Below are 17127 nucleotides of genomic sequence, written 5' to 3' on the forward strand. Positions count from 1 at the left end.
TGATCGCCATGGGTATCGTCGATCCGGTCAAGGTTGTGCGCACGGCTCTGCAGGACGCGGCCTCGGTCGCCGGCCTGCTGGTCACCACCGAAGCCATGATCGCGGAGGCTCCGAAGAAGGAGTCGGCTGGCGGCGGCATGCCGGGCGGCATGGGCGGCGGCGGCATGGGCGGCATGGGTGGCATGGATTTCTAATCCAGCCAATCTCGCAAGCTTACGGAAAGGGCGGCAGCGATGCCGCCCTTTTTCGTTGATGTGGCGGAGATTGAGAGGCCGTCCGATCCCAAGTAAGCAGGCGCGTATCCCGCAGGACGCATCTGTTCGGCCACCATGCCGTTACTTCCAGGCGTCGCGGCGGCGCAGAACATCAATCGTCGAGCTGCAGCCTTGGCCCTTTTGGCGGAACGCCGCGCCGCCTTCGATGCGATGAAGGCATAAACGTCAATGCACCGCTGCGGTGGCACTCTTGGCCGGCAATGCCCCCTCAATCAACGCCGCGACCTCATCGGCTACCGCCAGCACCGGGGCGCGGTCGTGGGTGGCGCGTGCGATCACCATCAGTCCTTCAAGCGATGATTCGACCAGCAGTGCCAGCGCGTGCGCGCGTCGCTCGGGCACCCCTGCCCTGACGAAGGCCGCCCTGAGCAAGCCTATCCATTGCTCGAAGGCGGACCGGCACAACTCGGCCAGTTCCGGCATGTCGATCGGCGAGTCCAACACCACGGGTGCGATCGGGCAACCGAGCGTGAACCGATTGTCTTCCAGCATGCGCGCGACCGACTGGTAGATGTGGTGGACAGCCACCGCCGGGTCCTTTTCGGCAGCGAGCGCGGCGTCCAGCCTCTGCGTCACATCGGCGACGCTGTCGCGCGTCACCTCGATGACCAGCTGGTCCTTGCCGCCCGGAAAGTGAAAGTAGAGCGAACCTCTCGGTGCGCCTGAGGCGCTCAAAATATCGTTGAGCGACGTGCCGTGGTAGCCGCGCTGCCTCAGCAGCAGACCGGTCGTCTCGAGTATGCGGGTGCGGGTGTCGTTCGCCATGTCAACCTCTGTCAGGAGTGAGCATTATAGGCGTTGCCTCGAATATGACAATCGGTCTACATAATATGTAGATCAGTCTACATATGCGAAAGGCAAATGCGTAGTTATCGTCTTGAAGGAACCTGCGGGACCAAGTGCCTGGTGATGCGCGACGAGGCGCAGCCGACGCCGAAGCCGCACGAGATCGTCGTGCGTGCCCGCGCCACCGCGCTCAACCGCCGCGATACGATGATCCTCAACGGCACCTACCCGCTGGCGCCGCGCCAAGGCGTTATCCCGCTGAGCGACGGTGCCGGCGAAGTCGTTGCCGTCGGCGAGGCCGTCACCCGCTTTGCCGTCGGCGACCGCGTCACCGGCAGTTATTTTGCGCGCTGGATCGATGGCCGCATCAATGCCGGTCTGATCGACCAGCTTGGCTGCACGCTGGACGGGATGCTGGCCGAATACGCGGTGCTCGATGAGCAATGGGCGGTGCGGCTTCCCGATCATCTCGACTGGCATCAAGCGGCGACACTAACCTGCGCCGGCCTGACCGCCTGGAATGCCGTGACGGCGGCCGAAATGCCGAAGCCCGGCCAATGGGTTCTTGTCATCGGTTCAGGTGGCGTCGCGCTATTTGCGCTGCAATTCGCCAAGCTGCTCGGCTGCCGTGTCGTGGCAGTCAGCTCGCGCAACGAGAAGCTGGACCGGCTGCAGGCGCTGGGCGCCGACCTCGTCGTCTCGACAGCCGGCATGCCGGAATGGGGTGCTGCGGTGCGCGAGCAGACCGGCGGCATCGACCTCGTCGTCGAGACCGGCGGCCCGCCGACCTTCGCGCAATCGATGATCGCCTGCGCGCTTTACGGGCGCATCGTGCTTCTCACCATACAGGATGCGAAAGGCGGGACGGTGCAGATCCCCGGCCCGGTCTACCAGCGCAGCCTCGCCACCATCAGCCGCCTGTTCGTCGGCAATCGCACCAACCTCGAAGCCATGCTGCGCGCCATCTCGGTGCATCGGCTTAAGCCTGTCATCGACAAGGTGTTCGCCTTCGACGAGGCCAACGACGCCTATCGCTATTTCCAGCAAGGCGACGTCTTCGGGAAAGTGGTCGTCGACAGCGCCTGACTGGTCCGCCCCAAAATCTGATCGACCCCTCAAATCAAAGGAGAGACACAATGACCATCCGTGAAGCAGAGGCCCAATGGCAGGGATCGTTGAAGGAAGGTTCGGGCCGGCTGAAGCTCGGCAGCGGCGTCTTCGAAGGCGCCTACTCGTTCCCGTCGCGTTTCGAGAACGGTCCCGGCACCAATCCCGAGGAATTGATTGCGGCGGCGCATGCCGGCTGCTTCTCGATGGCGCTGAGCGCCGTCCTCGGCCGCGAAGGTTACACTCCCGCACGCATCCACACGATCGCGAAAGCGCATCTCGGCGCCACCGCGGCCGGACCAACGCTGACCCGCATCGAGCTGGAGACCGAGGCAAGCGTCGCCGGGCTGGCGGCGGCGGAGTTCGAGCGGCTGGCGCAGATCGCCAAGGAGAGCTGCCTCGTATCGCGGGCGCTGGCCGGCGTCGCCGTGATCACGCTCAAGGCCCGCCTCGTCGAAACCGCTACCGATCACTGAAGGGAAGGAATATCCAATGACACAGGAACTTGTCATCGACATCGCCGCGGCCAAACGCTCCGCCGAAACGGCCGAGATCATGCGGCGCTACAACGACGTCTTCCAGCGCCACGACCCGTCGGCGCTCGACGATCTGGTGGCGGAAGATTGCGTGATCGAGAACACCACGCCGGCCCCGGACGGCGCCCGCCGCATCGGCAAGGGCGCCTGCGTCGAACTGTGGTCGGCGATCGCGACCGGACCCGGCACGCGCTTCGACATCGAAGAAACTTTCGTCGCCGGCGACCGGGCGACGATCCGCTGGCGCTACTGGATGGCCGACGGCAATTCGCTGCGCGGCGTCAACCTGATGCGCGTGGCGGACGGGCAGATCGTCGAGGCCATGGGCTATGTGAAGGGATAGATTTGTGCTGCCCGCGACCTTCCTGTCTACCGGTCCGCCAGCGCCAGTTTGGCGCCGAGCATGACAAAGGCTCCGGCGAAGGTACGGCGCATCCAGGTCAGCACCTTTGGCCGCGACACGACATGGCTGCGGATCGATGCAGCAAAAATGCCATAGCCGACAAAGACCACGAAGGTGAGCAGCATGAAGATGCTGCTGAGCTCCAGCATCTTCGACAGCGCATGCGGTTCGGTGGTGCTGACGAATTGCGGCAGGAAGGCAAAGAAGAAGATCGACAGCTTCGGATTGAGGATGTTGATGAGGATGCCCGAAGTGATCACTTTGCCGGCCGAGCGCGGCGCGACATTTTCTTCGACGCTCAGGCCGCCCTTCTCCTTCAGCGTGTTCCAGGCCATGTAGAGAAGATAGGCGACGCCGAGATATTTCAGCGTCTCGAAGGCGACGGCACTGGTATGCAGCAGTGCCGCGAGGCCGGTGATGGCGGCCGCCATGTGCGGAATGATGCCGAGCGTGCAGCCGAAAGCGGCAATGATGCTGGCGCGCGCACCACGCGAAAGCCCGGCGCTCAGCGTATAGAGAACGCCGGTACCGGGCGAAGCCACGACAATCAGCGACGTCAACAGAAATTCGATGCTCACGGATGGTCTCCCGGTGCTGGCCCTGCCGCCGGCAGCGTAATCAGCGAAACGTGCGGGCACAAGTCAGCCTGAGAGCCTATGCGCATTCAGATCATGCTGTTGGCGTGCAGCTTGCTATCGGCTATAGGCTGCCGAACTTCCCAGTGTTCGACCAGCTTGCTGTCCTTCAGCCTGAAAATGTCGACAATGGCTAGGCCCTCCTCCTCCGGTTCGCGTTTTGCGTGCATGTGCACGATGACGAAATCCCCTTCGGCAAAAATCCGCTTCACCTCTCCCTTCACGAGGGGAAATGACTGTTTGAGCTGCTGCAGATAGGCTTTGAAGCCTTCCGCACCATCCGCAATGTTCGGATTGTGTTGGATGTAGCGTTCGCCAAAATGCATCGAAGCAGCTTCGATGTTGCCTTGGTTTACTGCTTTGTCGATGAAGTCCAGGACGATCGCCTTGTTGGTGTCGAGCAAATTATGGGTCTTGGCTGGAACTGGATTTGATGGTTCGTCACGCATGTTTTTGCTCCTTCCCGTGCCTGCTTCTGCCTGTTGTGGACAGGAGCGTCCGCAGGCCGATCTTGCCAACATAATCAGCCACGCTTGTGAGATGGTCGATACGCTATTCGCCTGGATTCTTATCCAATCGTCTAATATCGTCGTCCTATTCATCGTTGGAGGATGGTTCTCATGGACGCCTTGTCCGAAGTTCTTGCTTCGCTGAGATTTGGCAGCGCCATGATCGGCAGCGCGACCCTGCATCGGCCATGGGGTATTTCGGTGGATCCGACAAGGAATGCCGCCATCCACGTCATACAGAACGGCGAATGCTGGCTGCGGTTAGCCGGTGAAAGGGAGCCGATCCGCTTAGGCGAGGGAGATGTCATCCTTGTCGCGAGCGGTATCGGGCATGCCCTTTGCAATCCGGCGGATGCACCGACGGCATCGATATCCGCCGTCCTTTCCGCAAATCGGAGCGGACTGGAACCGAAAAGCGAGAGCGGCGCGACAACTCTTCTTTGTGCGAGATATTCACTCGACGGCGTCGGGCCATATCCGATGGTTTCGCTGCTTCCTCCGCTGATTCATTTGACCCGGAATCAGATCGACACCAGCGAGCCGCTGCGGCTTGCCCTGGAACTTCTGCAGGTCGAAGCGAAAGGCGATCTCGGCGGCCACGACATTGTCGCCCCACGCCTTCTCGACAGCACGTTGATCTTCTTGTTGCGCGCCTGGATCGAACATCAGCCACTCGGAACAGGGGGATGGTTTGGCGCCTTGCGCGACAAAGGCATTGCGCAGGCTTTGCGCCTGATCCACGAGCGGCCGGGCAATCCCTGGACCATCGCTTCCCTTGCCAGCGGCGCAGCACAGTCCCGGGCCACCTTCGCGCGTCGCTTCGCTCAACTGGTAGGACAGCCGCCGCTGTCCTATGTGACCCGGTGGCGGATGAACCTTGCCGCCAAGGCTCTGCGGGAAACGAACCAGAACATTGGCGAGATCGGGCGCGCCGTCGGATATGAATCGGTGCCGTCGTTCTCGCAGGCATTCAAACGATTGACCGGACGATCGCCCGGCCTCTACCGCAGCGACTTTCGCCCATCTGATTGACGAAATTCAAACTGAGACGCCAGCCCGAGGGCCGTCATTACAGCGTCGGCAGACCGTGAGCCCGACGCGCGATCAGGCAGTCGTCATCGCCCGGCATGCAGGCGCGGCAGACGTCGGGGCGGATGTCGTAGATGCCGCATGCGGTCGACTTGCCGACCTCGCCGCACAGTGCCGAACAGCGCGCGCCGTCGCAGCGCATACCGGCTTCGTCGGCAGCCACGTATTTTTGCGGGATAAGGTCGAGCTGCGCGTCATCCTCGGTGGAGAAGCGCGGCCATCTGGACGAGTAGGCGCAGCAGGCGCCACAGGTCTGGCAATCGAAGGCAATCGGACCGGCGCCCTCTTGTGGCGACGAAAACTCCTCTGCGACCGCCAGGGCAAGCAGCCTTGGCGCAGATTTCCGGTCGGCATTTTGCTGCAAGGGCGCTATTTCTTCTTGGGCTTGCGCGGCGGTGCTTCCGCCGGCGACCTGAACAGATCGGTGCCCGCTTCGGCGGCTTCGCCGGTTTTTGGCGCGGCGGCCGGCTTGACCGGCTTCACGGCGGCAGCAGGCGCTGCCGGCTGGCCCTTGGCGGAAAACTTGATTGCCATATCAATCCTCGTCAGAGAAACGCGATGATGGCGCATTCGGATTGCGAAGGCGGCCGATGAGCGCCGAAACGGCCGTGATGTTCATTTCTTCGGGCGACCAGTTCCTGGCTTCCTCGATGTGCCGAGGCGCCAGCTCGCGATGCGTGCTGCCGCTGTAGGCGGCATCCTGAAAGGTCACGCGCTCGCGGGTCTTGGCGTTTTCCCGGACGTATTCGATCAGATAGTTGGGGCATTCGGCACGACCGCGCACGCCGAGCCGAACCTGGGCATCGCCGTGGACACGCCTGCAGCGCTCGAGCTTTTCGAGCACGCGCCGGACATATTCGACCGGCTTGTCTAGTTCGCCCACGACATCGGCGATGGTCGAATCTGTGGCGATCGCCTTTTGAGGCACGCGTTTGGTGGCCATCAGCGTTTGCCTGCGCGTTTCGGCGAGGCCGCGAGCGCAACCGCCGCCGCCATGTCGTCGGCTTCCTTCTCCAGGCGCAATTCGCGCAGCCGCGCGGTCTTGGCTTCGCGGGCCTGGCTGACGGCATCCCGTTCGGAATTGATGCGGTCGAGCGACATCGACTGGGTCCGCGTCTTGCTGAAAATGGATTCGGCCTGGTCGCGGGGTTTTTTTGAAGTTGCGGTCAAGGTCTTTCTCCCGGTTCGGAGCACGCCGCCGAAAAGTGGCGAGACTGGTCTTTCGGCCAGGATCCCGCACAAAGCAATACGGCAGCCGGTTTCAAATTGCTGGAACGTCCTTAGCACGTCCGGGCCGTCGAGCAGCGCTCTTTCGGCGGTCGAAGCGCAAAAATGAAAAAGGCCAGGCACCGCCTGACCTTCCATAAGAGCGCCTGCGCATCCCGAGAGACGCGCAAAGAACGTTCTTCTCATGCGCATGAGCGGGGACTTAACATCCCCGCGATCATGCGCTGGAATTTGCCATTCACCGGTGCCAGTACATCCGTGGTCACCGGCGAGGCTGAATTCCGTTTTAGGCCGCCTTCAACTGGTCGGCGGACATCTTGCCCGACTTGTTGTCGCGGACCATCTCGTAGCCAAGCTTCTGGCCCTCGACGATGTCGCGCATTCCGGCGCGCTCGACGGCTGAGATGTGGACAAAAACGTCGGCAGAACCGTCGTCAGGCTGAATAAAACCAAAACCTTTGGTGGCGTTGAACCATTTAACTGTGCCTGTGCTCATAACGAACCCTTTCCATGGCAAATATTCGTTCGCCGTCATGCGGATGCACAACAACGTTTGTCTCGATTTTGATGGGGGAAGTTCGCCAAAGGCGCGCCTAAGCACGCGGATAACAAAAGTCGGTCAAACAAATATCGACAAAATTCTTATAGACTTCTTTGCGCGTTGTGTCAATTTTTTTGATTTGTCGGTGGTGTCTCAGCTTGAAATTTGACGCCTCTCTTGTCGCGTTGCGATGCTCTGTCCTATACGCTCGCCGTATGAGTGAGCAACCAGACGAAACGAACGACCTTGTGAATTCGCTCCTGCGACAGGCGGCGGAAGCGCGGGTAACTGCGGCAACTGCTATGATCCGCGCTCTGACAATGGGTGACCCGGAAATATGGGAACCAACGCCTGAGAAGATCGCCGAATATAAAGCGGAGCTAGCTGAGGCAGAAGCCGAGTTGGCAGACTTGAACAATGCCGACCGGACCTAAAGGCCAGAAGCGCCCGGCCGACGTGATCGGCAATGCAGTCCGCATCAACTTCATTCACATTTATAACACGCGGAAGACGTCGCCAGCCATGGCGGCAGTCCGAGGCGCTCCGGTCAATGGCCGATCTTTGCGAGAAGATGGACGCCGTTGCGCCGAAGCCGGGTCGCGCGGGCCCATACAAGAAGAACACCGGCGAAGTCTAGGGGCAGGATGCTGACTTGGACCACTCTTAATTCACTGGGGGAAAACGATCTCCTCTACCGTGGCGCGGTGTTCCGCTTCCGCGCTCGAACTCCAGTAGAGGAAATCCGAGAGTACATGCTGTTTGAAACGTCTGAGGCATCAGGTCTGGGTCTTGTACGGTGCAGCGGCTATGACGCAGGTCACGTGCTCGTCTACCTGCCAGAAGAAGCGAAGGCAGAAGGGGCGACGGCAATATCGCCCAAGTGGCTCGCCTCGCATTGGCTCGAATGGATCGGTCATTCTATTCCAAGCCAAGTTTGGGTATCCAAAGAGGCGCAAGAGTCGCCGGAGCGGCTGCCAGACGAGTGATGCCCTTTGACATGTCGGGCAGCCTTCCGCCCAATCCTGAAAATTCAAACTGAGACACTACCGATTTGTCACACTCGCAGAGGGCGCCGCGACTGCCTGTGCAGGCACATCGGCAGCGAAAGCCGGGCGAGCCGCAAAAAACCACTTAGCCGGGAACCATTTTGGCACCGCGGGCATTCTTTCGGTGTCGAAAGCCGTTCTTGAAAGAGCGATCTTGAGAGAGGCGGACGACAAACAGGACGCCCCCCGCGCAGATAAAAGGCACGAGGGGCGTTCCTGTGTGATGCGAGCATTCGCGCCGCCTGCCCCTCACAGCATGCCGCGGCTGAGCCCACCATCCACCGGCAAAGCCACGCCGGTGATATAGGCGGCGTCGTCGCTGGCCAGGAATGCGGCAACCGCGCCGAATTCGGCGGGGGTCCCGTAGCGCTTTGCCGGGATTTCGGCCTGACTCTCGGCGGCGATCACAGCAGCGTCCACACCCCTGTCGGCGGCGTCCATCGCGTCGAACTGCTTCGTCCGGTCCGTCGCAAAACGGCCAGGCAGCAACAGGTTGACGGTGACGCCGTCCGCCGCCACTTCGCCGGCCAGGGTCTTGGCCCAGCCGGCAAGCGACGCGCGCAACGCATTCGAAGCGGTGAGGCCGGGGATCGGCTCGCGGACGGACGTGGAGGAAACGGCGATGATGCGCCCCCAGCGCCGCGACCGCATGCCTGGCAGGAAAGAAATGGCGATACGCATCTGGCTCAGCACCATGCTGGTGAACTGCTTCTCCCAGACGCTCGCATCGAAGACGCTGGCCGCGAAGGGCGGCGGGCCGCCGCCATTGAGCAGGACGATGTCGATCCGCTGATGCTCGTCCTCGATGGCACGGATCAGCCGGGAGACGCTGTCGTTATCGGAAAGATCGGCGCTGAAGGTCGAGCAGACGGGGCCGGCGGACTCGATCGCGCGCCGCGCCGCATCCAGGGTCTCCTCCCCTCGTCCGACCAGGATGATCTCGGCGCCTTTCGCCGCGAGCACTTCGGCGACGCCGAAACCGAGGCCCTTGCCTCCTCCGAGAACCAGCGCCTTCCGCCCCTCAAGATTTGTACTTATCAAGCCAAGCCCCCTCTGGTTTCACTGCGCACTCCCGGATAAGCCCTGAGTGCATGCTTTGGGCGTGCATCAGCGGACATGCACAATGGCGTCGGCTTCGACCGGAACATTGGCCGGCAAGCCGGCCATGCCGAGCGAGCAGCGGGCATGCTCGCCACGCTCGCCAAAAACATGGAGCAGAAATTCGGATGCTCCGTTGCCGACCTCCGAATAGGCCGCAAAGCCGGCCGCCGCGTTCACATAGACGGTCAGCTTGGCGAATTTCACGACGCGGTCGAGATTGCCGTCCAATTCCTTGTCCAGCCAATAGACGATGTTGGCCGCGCAGAGCCGGGCGGCGTTCCGCGCCGCGGCCAGATCGATCTCTGCGCCGACCTGGCCGATCGCGGCGATCTCCTGCCCGATCTCGGGGATCTGACCGGAGACATAGACGATGTCGGCGACCCGAACCGTCGGCGAGAACGGCAAAGCGGGCCGCTCGAGTGACGGCCAGGCGACACCGAGCTCCTCAAATCTTCTTCTGTAGGACAAGGTGGCTGCTCCTGTTTTCGTTGGACGAGCGGACCTTGAATTCAGATCGGGCTTTCAGGTAGCCTGATAGTGCTGACACAGCTATCAGGACTTCTTATGACTGGAGATATCGACGTCAGGCTGCTGCGCGCCTTCGTCACCGTGGCCGATACGGGAACGGTGAGCCGGGCGGCCGATCGGCTTGCCCGCACCCAGGCGGCGGTGAGCATGCAGCTTCAGCGCCTCGAGGGTGAAGTCGGCGCCGAGCTGCTGCGCCGTTCGCCGCGCGGCGTGACGCTGACCGAGGCCGGCGAGATCCTGCTCGCCTTCGCCCGCAAGGCCATCGCGATCGGCGACGATGCCAGGCGCGAGATAGAAGGCCGCAGGCTGGTCGGCCGTGTCCGGCTCGGCATCGTCGAGGATTTGGCGGTAACGCGGCTGCCGTTGATCATCGCCGACTTCCGCCGCCGGCATCCTTCCGTGGAGATCGAGCTGACGTCGGCCAGCAGCAGCGATCTCAGCAAGTCTTTGGGCGAAGGAAGATGCGACATCGTCATGGCCGATCCGGCGCGCTTCACAAAGGCGCCGCGAGGCCATCTGTCACGACAGCTGGTCTGGGCGGCAAGCCGCATGATCGAGATCGATGACGAGGTTGAGCTTCCGCTGATCATCTTCGAAGGCGCCTGCTCCTGGCAGGACAGGATGCTGGCCTCGCTCGCCGAGGCCGGGATCGGCTGGAAGATCGGCTGCCGCGTGTCGACCTTCGCGACACTGATCTCGGCGCTGAGGGCCGGGCTTGGCATCGGCCTTCTGCTGCAGGAAGGACTGCCGCCCGACTGCCAAAGCCTCAACGGACGCTTCAACCTGCCGCCGGCGCCGATGGCGGATTTCGGCGTCTACCTCGCGAGGGACCCGTCGCGGCTGGTCGAGGAGTGTGGCGATTTCCTGCGGGCGGGATTTGAGGCGTAGCGAAAATATCTGACGCCGTTCACCGTTCCTGGTCGGTCGGGCGGATGACGATCTCGTTGACGTTGACGTGTGCCGGCTGGCCCACGGCGTAGAGAATGGCCGCGGCGATGTCCTCGGCGGTCAGCGCCTCCATGGCGGCGAGCCGCTGGTCGAGCCCGGCCTTCGCCGCCGGGTTGGTGACATGGTCGCCGAGTTCGGTGCGCACAAGGCCAGGCTCGATGACGGTGACGCGAACCTTGTCGGCGTAGACTTCGCGGCGCAGCGATTCGGAAAAGCCGACGACGCCGAACTTGGTTGCGGCATAGCCGCTGGCGCCGGGATTGGCGACGCGTCCGGCGATCGACGAGACATTGACGATGTGACCCTTGGCGGCCCTGAGATGCGGCAGCGCCGCCTTGGTGACGCCCATCAGCGCCAGCAGGTTGAGCTCGACCATGCGGCGCCAGTCGTCGAGTTCGGCATCGGCGGCCGGCGACAGAAGCATGACACCTGCATTGTTGACGAGGATGTCGAGGCGGCCCCATTCGGCGACAACCTTGTCGACCATGGCGGTGACATCGTCGTTGCTGGTGACGTCAGCCTCGATGCGGAGCGCAGCGCCGCCGGCCTCTTCGATACGCGCGGCCAGCGCTTCGAGACGATCGGCGCGGCGTGCGGCAATCGCCACCTTGGCCCCGGCGGCTGCGAGTGCCACAGCCGTTGCCTCGCCGATGCCCGAGGAGGCGCCGGTGACGAGTGCGACCTTGCCGGCCAGTGCGGAAGAAACAGATGTCATTGTGAAGTCTCCAAGGCCCCAGCCCGATCTTCAGATAGGCCGCGGGCCGCGAAGTGGAAGACCAGTTTGCCGGTTGCTCGGCTCTATTCGTCTGGGCCGGGCTCCGGCCAAGGCTCTTTCGCCGCCTCGGCATACCAGTGGCGCATCGCCGGCATCGAAAGCACGGCGTCGACATAGGCGCGGGTATCGGTTGCCAGCGTGCCGCCATAGGTGTCGAAGCGGGTGACGACCGGCGCATACATGGCGTCGGCCGCGGTGAAATGGCCAAACAGGAACGGGCCGCCTTTGCCGTATTTTTCGCGGCATTCGCGCCATAGCCCTTCGATGCGCGCCCGTTGTGCCTCACCTTCGGCGTCGAGCGGCTTGTAGCCTTTTGGCCGGCGCAAATTCATCGGCCAGCCATAGCGGACCTCGCGAAAGCCGGAATGCATCTCTGTCGCCGCCGAGCGGGCCAGCGCGCGGGCGCCGATGTCGGCCGGCCAAAGCTCTTTCCCGGGAAACAGCTCGGCGAGATATTCAAGGATGGCAAGGGTTTCCCAGACGATCCGGACCTCGCCATTCGGCAGCCGATGGTTCAGCACCGGCACCTGGCCGGTCGGCGATATCCTGGCCAGATTGGCCGCGGTCTCGGGCGTGCGCAGGCGCACAAGACCTTCCTCGAACGGGATCTCCAGATACTTCATCGCCAGCCACGGCCGCAGTGACCACGACGAAAAACACTTGTTGCCGAGGAAGAGCGTGAATTCAGCCATTGTCCCTCCGGCCCTGTCTGTTCGGGCGTTCTGGTGCACCCTATCCTGTCGGCTTCGCGGCCGGAAGCTATCCCAATCGACGGGCAGAACCCGGAACCTAAGCGATCCGCGACCGTTTCTCCAGGCGAACGGTCCAGGAGATGCGAGATGGTGAACAAGGATCAGGTTGCCGGCGTTGCCAAGCAAGCCAAGGGCTCGGTCAAGCAGACCGCCGGCAAGGCCACCGGCAAGAGGCGCGCCGAGGCCGAAGGCGACGTCGACAAGGCGACCGGCAAGATGCAGAAGGCTTACGGCGACGTGAAGGAGAAGGTGAAGAAGGCGCTTTGACGCCGGGCCTTCGTGAACCAGGAAAAGGCGGCTCGGCCGCCTTTTTGGCCCTCTCCTGCCCGTCAGAAAGTCAGGCTTTTGCTGTATGCATTGGTGAAGGTGACCTCGCCATGATCTCCGGCGGCTTCGCCCAGCACCACATCCATGCTGTTTCCCGTCACCCGCGCCAACGCAAAGCCGCCCATGAAGGCGGCCTTCGGCTTGAACAAGTCGACCCCGTCACGGTGGTAGATCATCGGCGTCGCGTGCTGGTGGCCATGGAAGACGCCGACGACGTTGTAACCCTTCAGCACAGCCAGCAGCGCCTGCCTGTCGGCTTCGCTCCACCAGTGGGGCGGACCCTTGCCGGCGTCGTCGAAGGTTTTCTCGGCGGCGTCCCATCTTTCGATCGAAAAAGTATCCCAGCCATAATGCTGGAACAGGATGACCGGGCGGCCGTCGCCGGCATAAGTCGCCAGGTCCTGCTTCAGCCATGGCAGGCTGCTGACGGCGCCATGGCCGGTATCGCCGGCGAAACGGTGCGTCTGGACAAGATGCAGGCCGCCCCAATCCCATGAATAGCAGTCGGTCTCGACGTCGTAGTCGGTCGCCGGCGCAGGCGGCTTGAAGAACACGCCGGGGCGGTGGTTGACCTCGACGTAGTCGCGCATTTCGCGGCGGTACCAGTCGACATGCGAGCGCGGGCCGTTCTGGTCGAGGTCGTGGTTGCCGAGGCCGACATAGACCGGCATGTGCACGCGGTCGGGGCCGACGCCTTGCTGGTAGCGCTGGCTGAACTGAAGCAGTTGCGTGCCCTCGCTGGGCTGGGTGATCTGGCCGCCGCCATCATCGGTGATGTCGCCGCCAACGACGAGGCCGAGCGGCGTGCCGATTTTGCCCGTCGAGCGCAGGGCGGTGGCAACGCCATCGATTTCAGCCGGCCATTGCCTGTCGCCGACGCCGTTGAGTGCGGCGACGTTGCGCAGCAAGGCAGCGTCTGTCTTGCCCTCCTGCTCGCAGTGCGGGCTCAATCCGTTCGCCATGCGGCAGGCATGGACATCAGCGATAAACAGGAAAGTGGCGTCGATCGGCGGGATGCGCTGCCCGGTCTGGCCGAAGGCCGGGCGCGAAACGGCGCCGGCCGCGGCAACGGCCGCTGCCTTCATCAGGAACCTGCGCCGGGAAACCGGCCGGGCGGAAATGCGATGCATCATGCGCTAAAATTCAGCACGACGCGGACCGGCAGTCCAGTTGCTCGCAAAGTGTGTCGACACGTTCCCCCAGGTCTGGCATTGCTTTCGGCATTCAACTTGCGCGGGCAGAGGAGGACGCCATGAACACTGCATCCATCGGCATGACAATGGCCATTCTGGCGGTGACGAGCGCGGCGCATGGCGCCGAGTGCATCGACGCCAAATCGGCCAAGGCCGGCTTCATTCTCGAAAGGGCTGGCATCCACAGCGAATTTCGTCCGGCGGCGGGCGGAATGGTGGCGGTTGCCAACAAATACCAGTCGCAATCGCCGCAGTCGCAGTACCTGTTCGGCGGGCTGATCGAGGTGTTTCGCGACAGCAGCACGGGGCAGCTGGCGATGATCCCGTTTTCCGATCTCAGGAAGGTGTTCCCGCTGAAGGCGGGTGCCAAGAGCAAGATCGTATTTGCCCGTCTCGCACCGAACAAGCCGCCGAAGGGCACCGAGACGCTGGAGATCAACATCAAGGGCAAGGAGACGTTCAGCCTGGGTGATTGCAAATACTCCGTGCTCGCGGTCAAGCAGACCATCAGGAGCGAGGCCGGCGAGATGCGGGACGAGTTTACCGCGCTTTACGCACCCGACCTGCAGGCAGTTGTGGCCAGGCGCTATGACGAGGGCACCAGTGCCGAAAGCGTGGTCGGCTACGAGCTGATCAAGCCGCTGCCGAATTAAGAGCTCGGCCTCCCCGCCTCGGTCATAGTGAGCGACTGTCCTGCCGGCGTCAGAGGGCTCTGTGCAGTATCCTGCTACGTCGCCTCGTTCCTGCTTTGGACGACATAACTCCCTGCTCCAACGCCATCAGGCAGTCACGCAGCACGCTCGCGTCCTGTGCTGTCTTGGCCATCGACATGGCGCCCGAATAGCTGGCGACGGCGAGCGCTGCGAAGCGCTGCGGATCGGTGCCCAGCTCCCGGCCCGCCTGCTGGTCGGCGCTGATCTTGTCGGCGATCGCCTGACGCCAGGTCGAAAAAATGCCGGCAAGGGCAATGCGGAAATCCGGATCGGCAAGCGACAGTTCATGCGCCAGGTTGTTGAGCGGGCAGCCGCGCACGAAACCCTGCTGCTCCAGCTCCGCCGCGACGGCCGCGAACACGGAGCGCACGCCCTCGCGCGCTGAGGGAGCCATCCGCATCGGCGCGATCCAAGTCTCTTCTACGGCGGCGGCGACCCGCTCCTCGATCACTGCGAGCGCCAGCGCCTTCTTGGTTGGGAAATGGTGGTGCAGCGCGCCGCCGGTGACGCCCGCCGTCGCCATCAGGTCGCCCATGCTGGATGCATGATAGCCGCGTGCCTGAAACGCCTCCTCGGCGACATCGAGCACCTTTTTGCGCATGCCTTCGGGGTCGTTGGTGCGTTTTTGAGCCCGCGACCTTGGGCGAGCGGATATCTCTGCTGACATCTTCACACGATAGCAGATTGACAAAACAGGACAATCGGTCTGTTTTGTAAAACAGGATGACTGTCCTGTTTTGGAGCTCGCGCGATGAACCTGCCTTTGAACGCCATACCTAATCCCGATCTGCTCGCCTCGCCCGTCGTCGAACTCAGGCAATACACGCTGAAACCCGGCCGGCGCGAGACACTGATCGGCATCTTCGACAATCAGCTGATCGAGGGCCAGGAAACGGCGGGGATGACCATCATCGGCCAGTTCCGCGATCTCGACCGGCCGGATATGTTCGTCTGGCTGCGCGGCTTCGACGGTATGGAAGCGCGGAAAAACGCTCTGACCGCCTTCTATGACGGGCCGGTCTGGGCTGCCTGGCGCGACGCCGCCAACGCCACGATGATCTCATCCGACGACGTGCTGCTGCTGAAGCCGGCCTGGCCGGGCGCGAGCCTAGACCTCTCGGGATCGAAACGAGTACCCCAGGCGGACCTCGAAAAACCGTGCGCAGGCAGCGATTTGCAGGCAATTATTGTCATCAGGATTCATCATTTGCAACCGGGCCTGGAAGCCCGTTTCGCCAACGACTTCCAGACCGCGGCCCTTCCGGTGCTCGCCGCATTTGGCGCGTCGCCGCTCGCCGCCTTCGTTACCGAACATGCCGAAAACAGCTTTCCGCGGCTGCCGGTGCGGGCCAGCGAAAACGTCTTCATCAGCATCACCGGTTTCGCCAGCGCCGATGCACATGCCCGCCACGAGGCAGCCTTGGCTGCCTCCCCGGAGTGGCAAGTGTTCGAGCAGAGCGTCCAGTCACGTATGGCCAAGCCGACTGAGACTTTGCGGCTGTCGCCAACCTCACAATCGCTGCTTGGGCGGTGAGACGAGGCGAAGTTTCATACGCTGGGATAGGCAGGCGACTTGACCCGGAGTGCAGGCAGCGCTGCTCTGGGGTCATGCCGCCGGCGGAAGGCGGCAATGCGCGGGAGTGTTGGATGAGACTAGGCGGCAAACGGGCACTGGTCACCGGTGGCTCGGACGGGATCGGGCTGGCAATCGCCGAGGCGTTTTTGCGCGAAGGCGCGGACGTGCTGATCGTCGGCCGCGACGGCAAAAAACTCGACGCCGCCCGCAAGCAGCTCGGGGATAATGTCGAAGCGCTTTCGGCCGACCTGTCGGCCAGCGCCGGCATCGATGCCGTGGTCGAGCATGCCAGGCGCGGCCCACCTGTCGATATCCTCGTCAACAATGCCGGCGTGGCGTTCCTTGTGCCGTTCGAAACCGTCAGCGAGGATCAGTTCCAGCAGTCCTTCGCACTCAACGTCACGGCGGTATTCTTCCTCACCCAGCGGCTGTTGCCGCATCTCGCGCCGGGCGCGGCCTCGGTGATCAACATCTCGTCCTATTTCGCGCACAAGATGATCCCGAAGCGGCCGTCCAGCCTCTATTCGCTGTCGAAGGGCGCGCTCAATTCGCTGACCAAGTCGCTCGCCTTCGAGCTCGGACCGCGCGGCATAAGAGTCAACGCCATCGCGCCCGGCACGGTCGACACAGCGATGCGGCGCAGGTCGATCGAAAACCTGCCTGAGGCCGCGCAAGCCGAGCTCAAGGCCTATGTCGAGCGCAGCTACCCGCTCGGCCGCATCGGCCGAACCGGCGACCTTGCCGGCATCGCCGTCTATCTCGCCAGCGACGAAGCGGCATGGACCAGCGGCGGCATCTTCGCCGTGGATGGAGGATACACGGCGGGGTGAGGAGCGCGCGCTCTTCCTTCTCCCCTTGCGGGAGAAGGTGGCCGAGCGAAGCTCGGTCGGATGAGGGGTGCTGGACGGATCGCCGACGCCTCGTTTCTTCCAACACCCCTCATCCGGCTCGGCGCTACGCGCCGATCCACCTTCTCCCACAAGGAGGGCTTTGCACGGGAAGCGAAATCCTGGTTGGTGAGTTAATGGGGCTTTTTTGAAGGCCGGGAAAGCAGTTTTCG

At 62.9% G+C, this 17127-nt stretch carries 24 protein-coding genes and 1 pseudogene; 11 read left to right on the forward strand and 14 right to left on the reverse strand.

The window, feature by feature from the left end:
• Positions 1-194, forward strand: a pseudogene (gene groEL / locus NKI47_RS33240) (chaperonin GroEL); the annotation flags it as partial.
• A gap of 246 nt (positions 195-440) precedes the next feature.
• Here the strand turns inward: groEL and NKI47_RS33245 are convergent.
• Positions 441-1040 carry a TetR/AcrR family transcriptional regulator gene (locus NKI47_RS33245; protein WP_352517833.1) on the reverse strand — a complete coding sequence of 200 codons (600 nt, stop codon included), beginning with the start codon at positions 1038-1040 and terminating at the stop codon, positions 441-443.
• A 96-nt stretch (positions 1041-1136) separates the two neighbouring features.
• On the opposite strand from NKI47_RS33245, the gene NKI47_RS33250 reads away from it, so the two are divergent.
• The 3 genes from NKI47_RS33250 to NKI47_RS33260 are packed head-to-tail and all read left to right on the forward strand — an operon-like array spanning position 1137 to position 3047.
• Positions 1137-2147: a zinc-dependent alcohol dehydrogenase family protein gene (locus tag NKI47_RS33250; RefSeq protein WP_352595751.1), complete on the forward strand. Its 1011-nt coding sequence runs from the start codon at positions 1137-1139 to the stop codon at positions 2145-2147.
• 50 nt (positions 2148-2197) lie between these two features.
• Complete coding sequence (locus NKI47_RS33255) at positions 2198-2644, forward strand: OsmC family protein (protein WP_352595754.1); 447 nt, start codon at positions 2198-2200, stop codon at positions 2642-2644.
• Between the two features lie 16 nt (positions 2645-2660).
• Positions 2661-3047 (forward strand): nuclear transport factor 2 family protein, encoded by a 387-nt coding sequence (locus tag NKI47_RS33260; RefSeq protein WP_352569753.1) that lies wholly within the window; start codon positions 2661-2663, stop codon positions 3045-3047.
• Positions 3048-3073: 26 nt separating this feature from the next.
• On the opposite strand, the gene NKI47_RS33265 is transcribed toward NKI47_RS33260, so the two are convergent.
• Together NKI47_RS33265 and NKI47_RS33270 are read right to left on the reverse strand one after the other, a co-directional pair.
• The gene (locus tag NKI47_RS33265; RefSeq protein WP_023677602.1) at positions 3074-3685 is read right to left on the reverse strand and encodes a LysE family translocator; all 612 of its coding nucleotides are present in this window, start codon (positions 3683-3685) and stop codon (positions 3074-3076) included.
• 86 nt (positions 3686-3771) lie between these two features.
• Positions 3772-4191 (reverse strand): nuclear transport factor 2 family protein, encoded by a 420-nt coding sequence (locus tag NKI47_RS33270; RefSeq protein WP_352595758.1) that lies wholly within the window; start codon positions 4189-4191, stop codon positions 3772-3774.
• A gap of 171 nt (positions 4192-4362) precedes the next feature.
• Here NKI47_RS33270 and NKI47_RS33275 point away from each other — a divergent pair, with 171 nt between their 5' ends.
• Positions 4363-5283 (forward strand): AraC family transcriptional regulator, encoded by a 921-nt coding sequence (locus NKI47_RS33275; RefSeq protein WP_023677604.1) that lies wholly within the window; start codon positions 4363-4365, stop codon positions 5281-5283.
• Between the two features lie 37 nt (positions 5284-5320).
• On the opposite strand, the gene NKI47_RS33280 is transcribed toward NKI47_RS33275, so the two are convergent.
• The 5 genes from NKI47_RS33280 to NKI47_RS33300 form a co-directional block, all read right to left on the reverse strand.
• Positions 5321-5659, reverse strand: coding sequence for a YkgJ family cysteine cluster protein (locus tag NKI47_RS33280; RefSeq protein WP_051406159.1), 339 nt, complete (start codon positions 5657-5659; stop codon positions 5321-5323).
• 50 nt (positions 5660-5709) lie between these two features.
• On the reverse strand, positions 5710-5874 hold the full coding sequence (locus tag NKI47_RS33285; protein ID WP_023677606.1) for a hypothetical protein: 165 nt from the start codon (positions 5872-5874) through the stop codon (positions 5710-5712).
• A 1-nt stretch (position 5875) separates the two neighbouring features.
• On the reverse strand, positions 5876-6283 hold the full coding sequence (locus NKI47_RS33290) for a hypothetical protein (protein ID WP_023677607.1): 408 nt from the start codon (positions 6281-6283) through the stop codon (positions 5876-5878).
• Positions 6283-6510, reverse strand: a complete 228-nt coding sequence (locus NKI47_RS33295) for a hypothetical protein (RefSeq protein WP_023677608.1) — start codon at positions 6508-6510, stop codon at positions 6283-6285. The genes NKI47_RS33290 and NKI47_RS33295 overlap by 1 nt, the downstream gene beginning before the upstream one ends.
• Positions 6511-6853: 343 nt before the next feature.
• Positions 6854-7063 carry a cold-shock protein gene (locus tag NKI47_RS33300; protein WP_010915421.1) on the reverse strand — a complete coding sequence of 70 codons (210 nt, stop codon included), beginning with the start codon at positions 7061-7063 and terminating at the stop codon, positions 6854-6856.
• 689 nt (positions 7064-7752) lie between these two features.
• On the opposite strand from NKI47_RS33300, the gene imm45 reads away from it, so the two are divergent.
• Entirely contained in the window at positions 7753-8094 is a 342-nt protein-coding gene (imm45, locus tag NKI47_RS33305) for an Imm45 family immunity protein (protein WP_156937365.1), read from the forward strand.
• Between the two features lie 309 nt (positions 8095-8403).
• Here the strand turns inward: imm45 and NKI47_RS33310 are convergent, their stop codons facing one another.
• Together NKI47_RS33310 and NKI47_RS33315 are read right to left on the reverse strand one after the other, a co-directional pair.
• Positions 8404-9195, reverse strand: a complete 792-nt coding sequence (locus NKI47_RS33310) for an SDR family oxidoreductase (protein ID WP_280952103.1) — start codon at positions 9193-9195, stop codon at positions 8404-8406.
• 66 nt (positions 9196-9261) lie between these two features.
• Complete coding sequence (locus NKI47_RS33315) at positions 9262-9723, reverse strand: RidA family protein (RefSeq protein ID WP_023677611.1); 462 nt, start codon at positions 9721-9723, stop codon at positions 9262-9264.
• A 96-nt stretch (positions 9724-9819) separates the two neighbouring features.
• Here NKI47_RS33315 and NKI47_RS33320 point away from each other — a divergent pair, with 96 nt between their 5' ends.
• Positions 9820-10671 carry a LysR family transcriptional regulator gene (locus NKI47_RS33320; protein WP_023677612.1) on the forward strand — a complete coding sequence of 284 codons (852 nt, stop codon included), beginning with the start codon at positions 9820-9822 and terminating at the stop codon, positions 10669-10671.
• A 19-nt stretch (positions 10672-10690) separates the two neighbouring features.
• Here NKI47_RS33320 and NKI47_RS33325 read toward each other — a convergent pair whose 3' ends face one another.
• Positions 10691-11446, reverse strand: coding sequence for an SDR family NAD(P)-dependent oxidoreductase (locus tag NKI47_RS33325; RefSeq protein WP_023677613.1), 756 nt, complete (start codon positions 11444-11446; stop codon positions 10691-10693).
• An 83-nt stretch (positions 11447-11529) separates the two neighbouring features.
• Positions 11530-12198: a glutathione S-transferase family protein gene (locus NKI47_RS33330; RefSeq protein ID WP_352595761.1), complete on the reverse strand. Its 669-nt coding sequence runs from the start codon at positions 12196-12198 to the stop codon at positions 11530-11532.
• A 147-nt stretch (positions 12199-12345) separates the two neighbouring features.
• Here NKI47_RS33330 and NKI47_RS33335 point away from each other — a divergent pair, with 147 nt between their 5' ends.
• A complete protein-coding gene (locus NKI47_RS33335; RefSeq protein WP_031212003.1) occupies positions 12346-12525 on the forward strand; it encodes a CsbD family protein in 180 nt (59 codons plus the stop codon).
• Positions 12526-12587: 62 nt separating this feature from the next.
• On the opposite strand, the gene NKI47_RS33340 is transcribed toward NKI47_RS33335, so the two are convergent.
• Positions 12588-13718, reverse strand: a complete 1131-nt coding sequence (locus NKI47_RS33340) for a metallophosphoesterase (RefSeq protein WP_023677616.1) — start codon at positions 13716-13718, stop codon at positions 12588-12590.
• 119 nt (positions 13719-13837) lie between these two features.
• Between NKI47_RS33340 and NKI47_RS33345 the strand changes: the two genes are divergently transcribed.
• Complete coding sequence (locus NKI47_RS33345) at positions 13838-14431, forward strand: hypothetical protein (protein WP_023677617.1); 594 nt, start codon at positions 13838-13840, stop codon at positions 14429-14431.
• A 49-nt stretch (positions 14432-14480) separates the two neighbouring features.
• Here the strand turns inward: NKI47_RS33345 and NKI47_RS33350 are convergent, their stop codons facing one another.
• Positions 14481-15092: a TetR/AcrR family transcriptional regulator gene (locus NKI47_RS33350; protein WP_352595764.1), complete on the reverse strand. Its 612-nt coding sequence runs from the start codon at positions 15090-15092 to the stop codon at positions 14481-14483.
• A gap of 150 nt (positions 15093-15242) precedes the next feature.
• Here NKI47_RS33350 and NKI47_RS33355 point away from each other — a divergent pair, with 150 nt between their 5' ends.
• Together NKI47_RS33355 and NKI47_RS33360 are read left to right on the forward strand one after the other, a co-directional pair.
• A complete protein-coding gene (locus tag NKI47_RS33355; protein ID WP_023677619.1) occupies positions 15243-16025 on the forward strand; it encodes an NIPSNAP family protein in 783 nt (260 codons plus the stop codon).
• Positions 16026-16138: 113 nt separating this feature from the next.
• Complete coding sequence (locus NKI47_RS33360; RefSeq protein ID WP_023677620.1) at positions 16139-16897, forward strand: SDR family NAD(P)-dependent oxidoreductase; 759 nt, start codon at positions 16139-16141, stop codon at positions 16895-16897.
• Positions 16898-17127 lie beyond the last annotated feature (230 nt).

The sequence above is a fragment of the Mesorhizobium sp. M0633 genome, assembly GCF_040320645.1.
Taxonomy (GTDB): Bacteria; Pseudomonadota; Alphaproteobacteria; order Rhizobiales; family Rhizobiaceae; genus Mesorhizobium.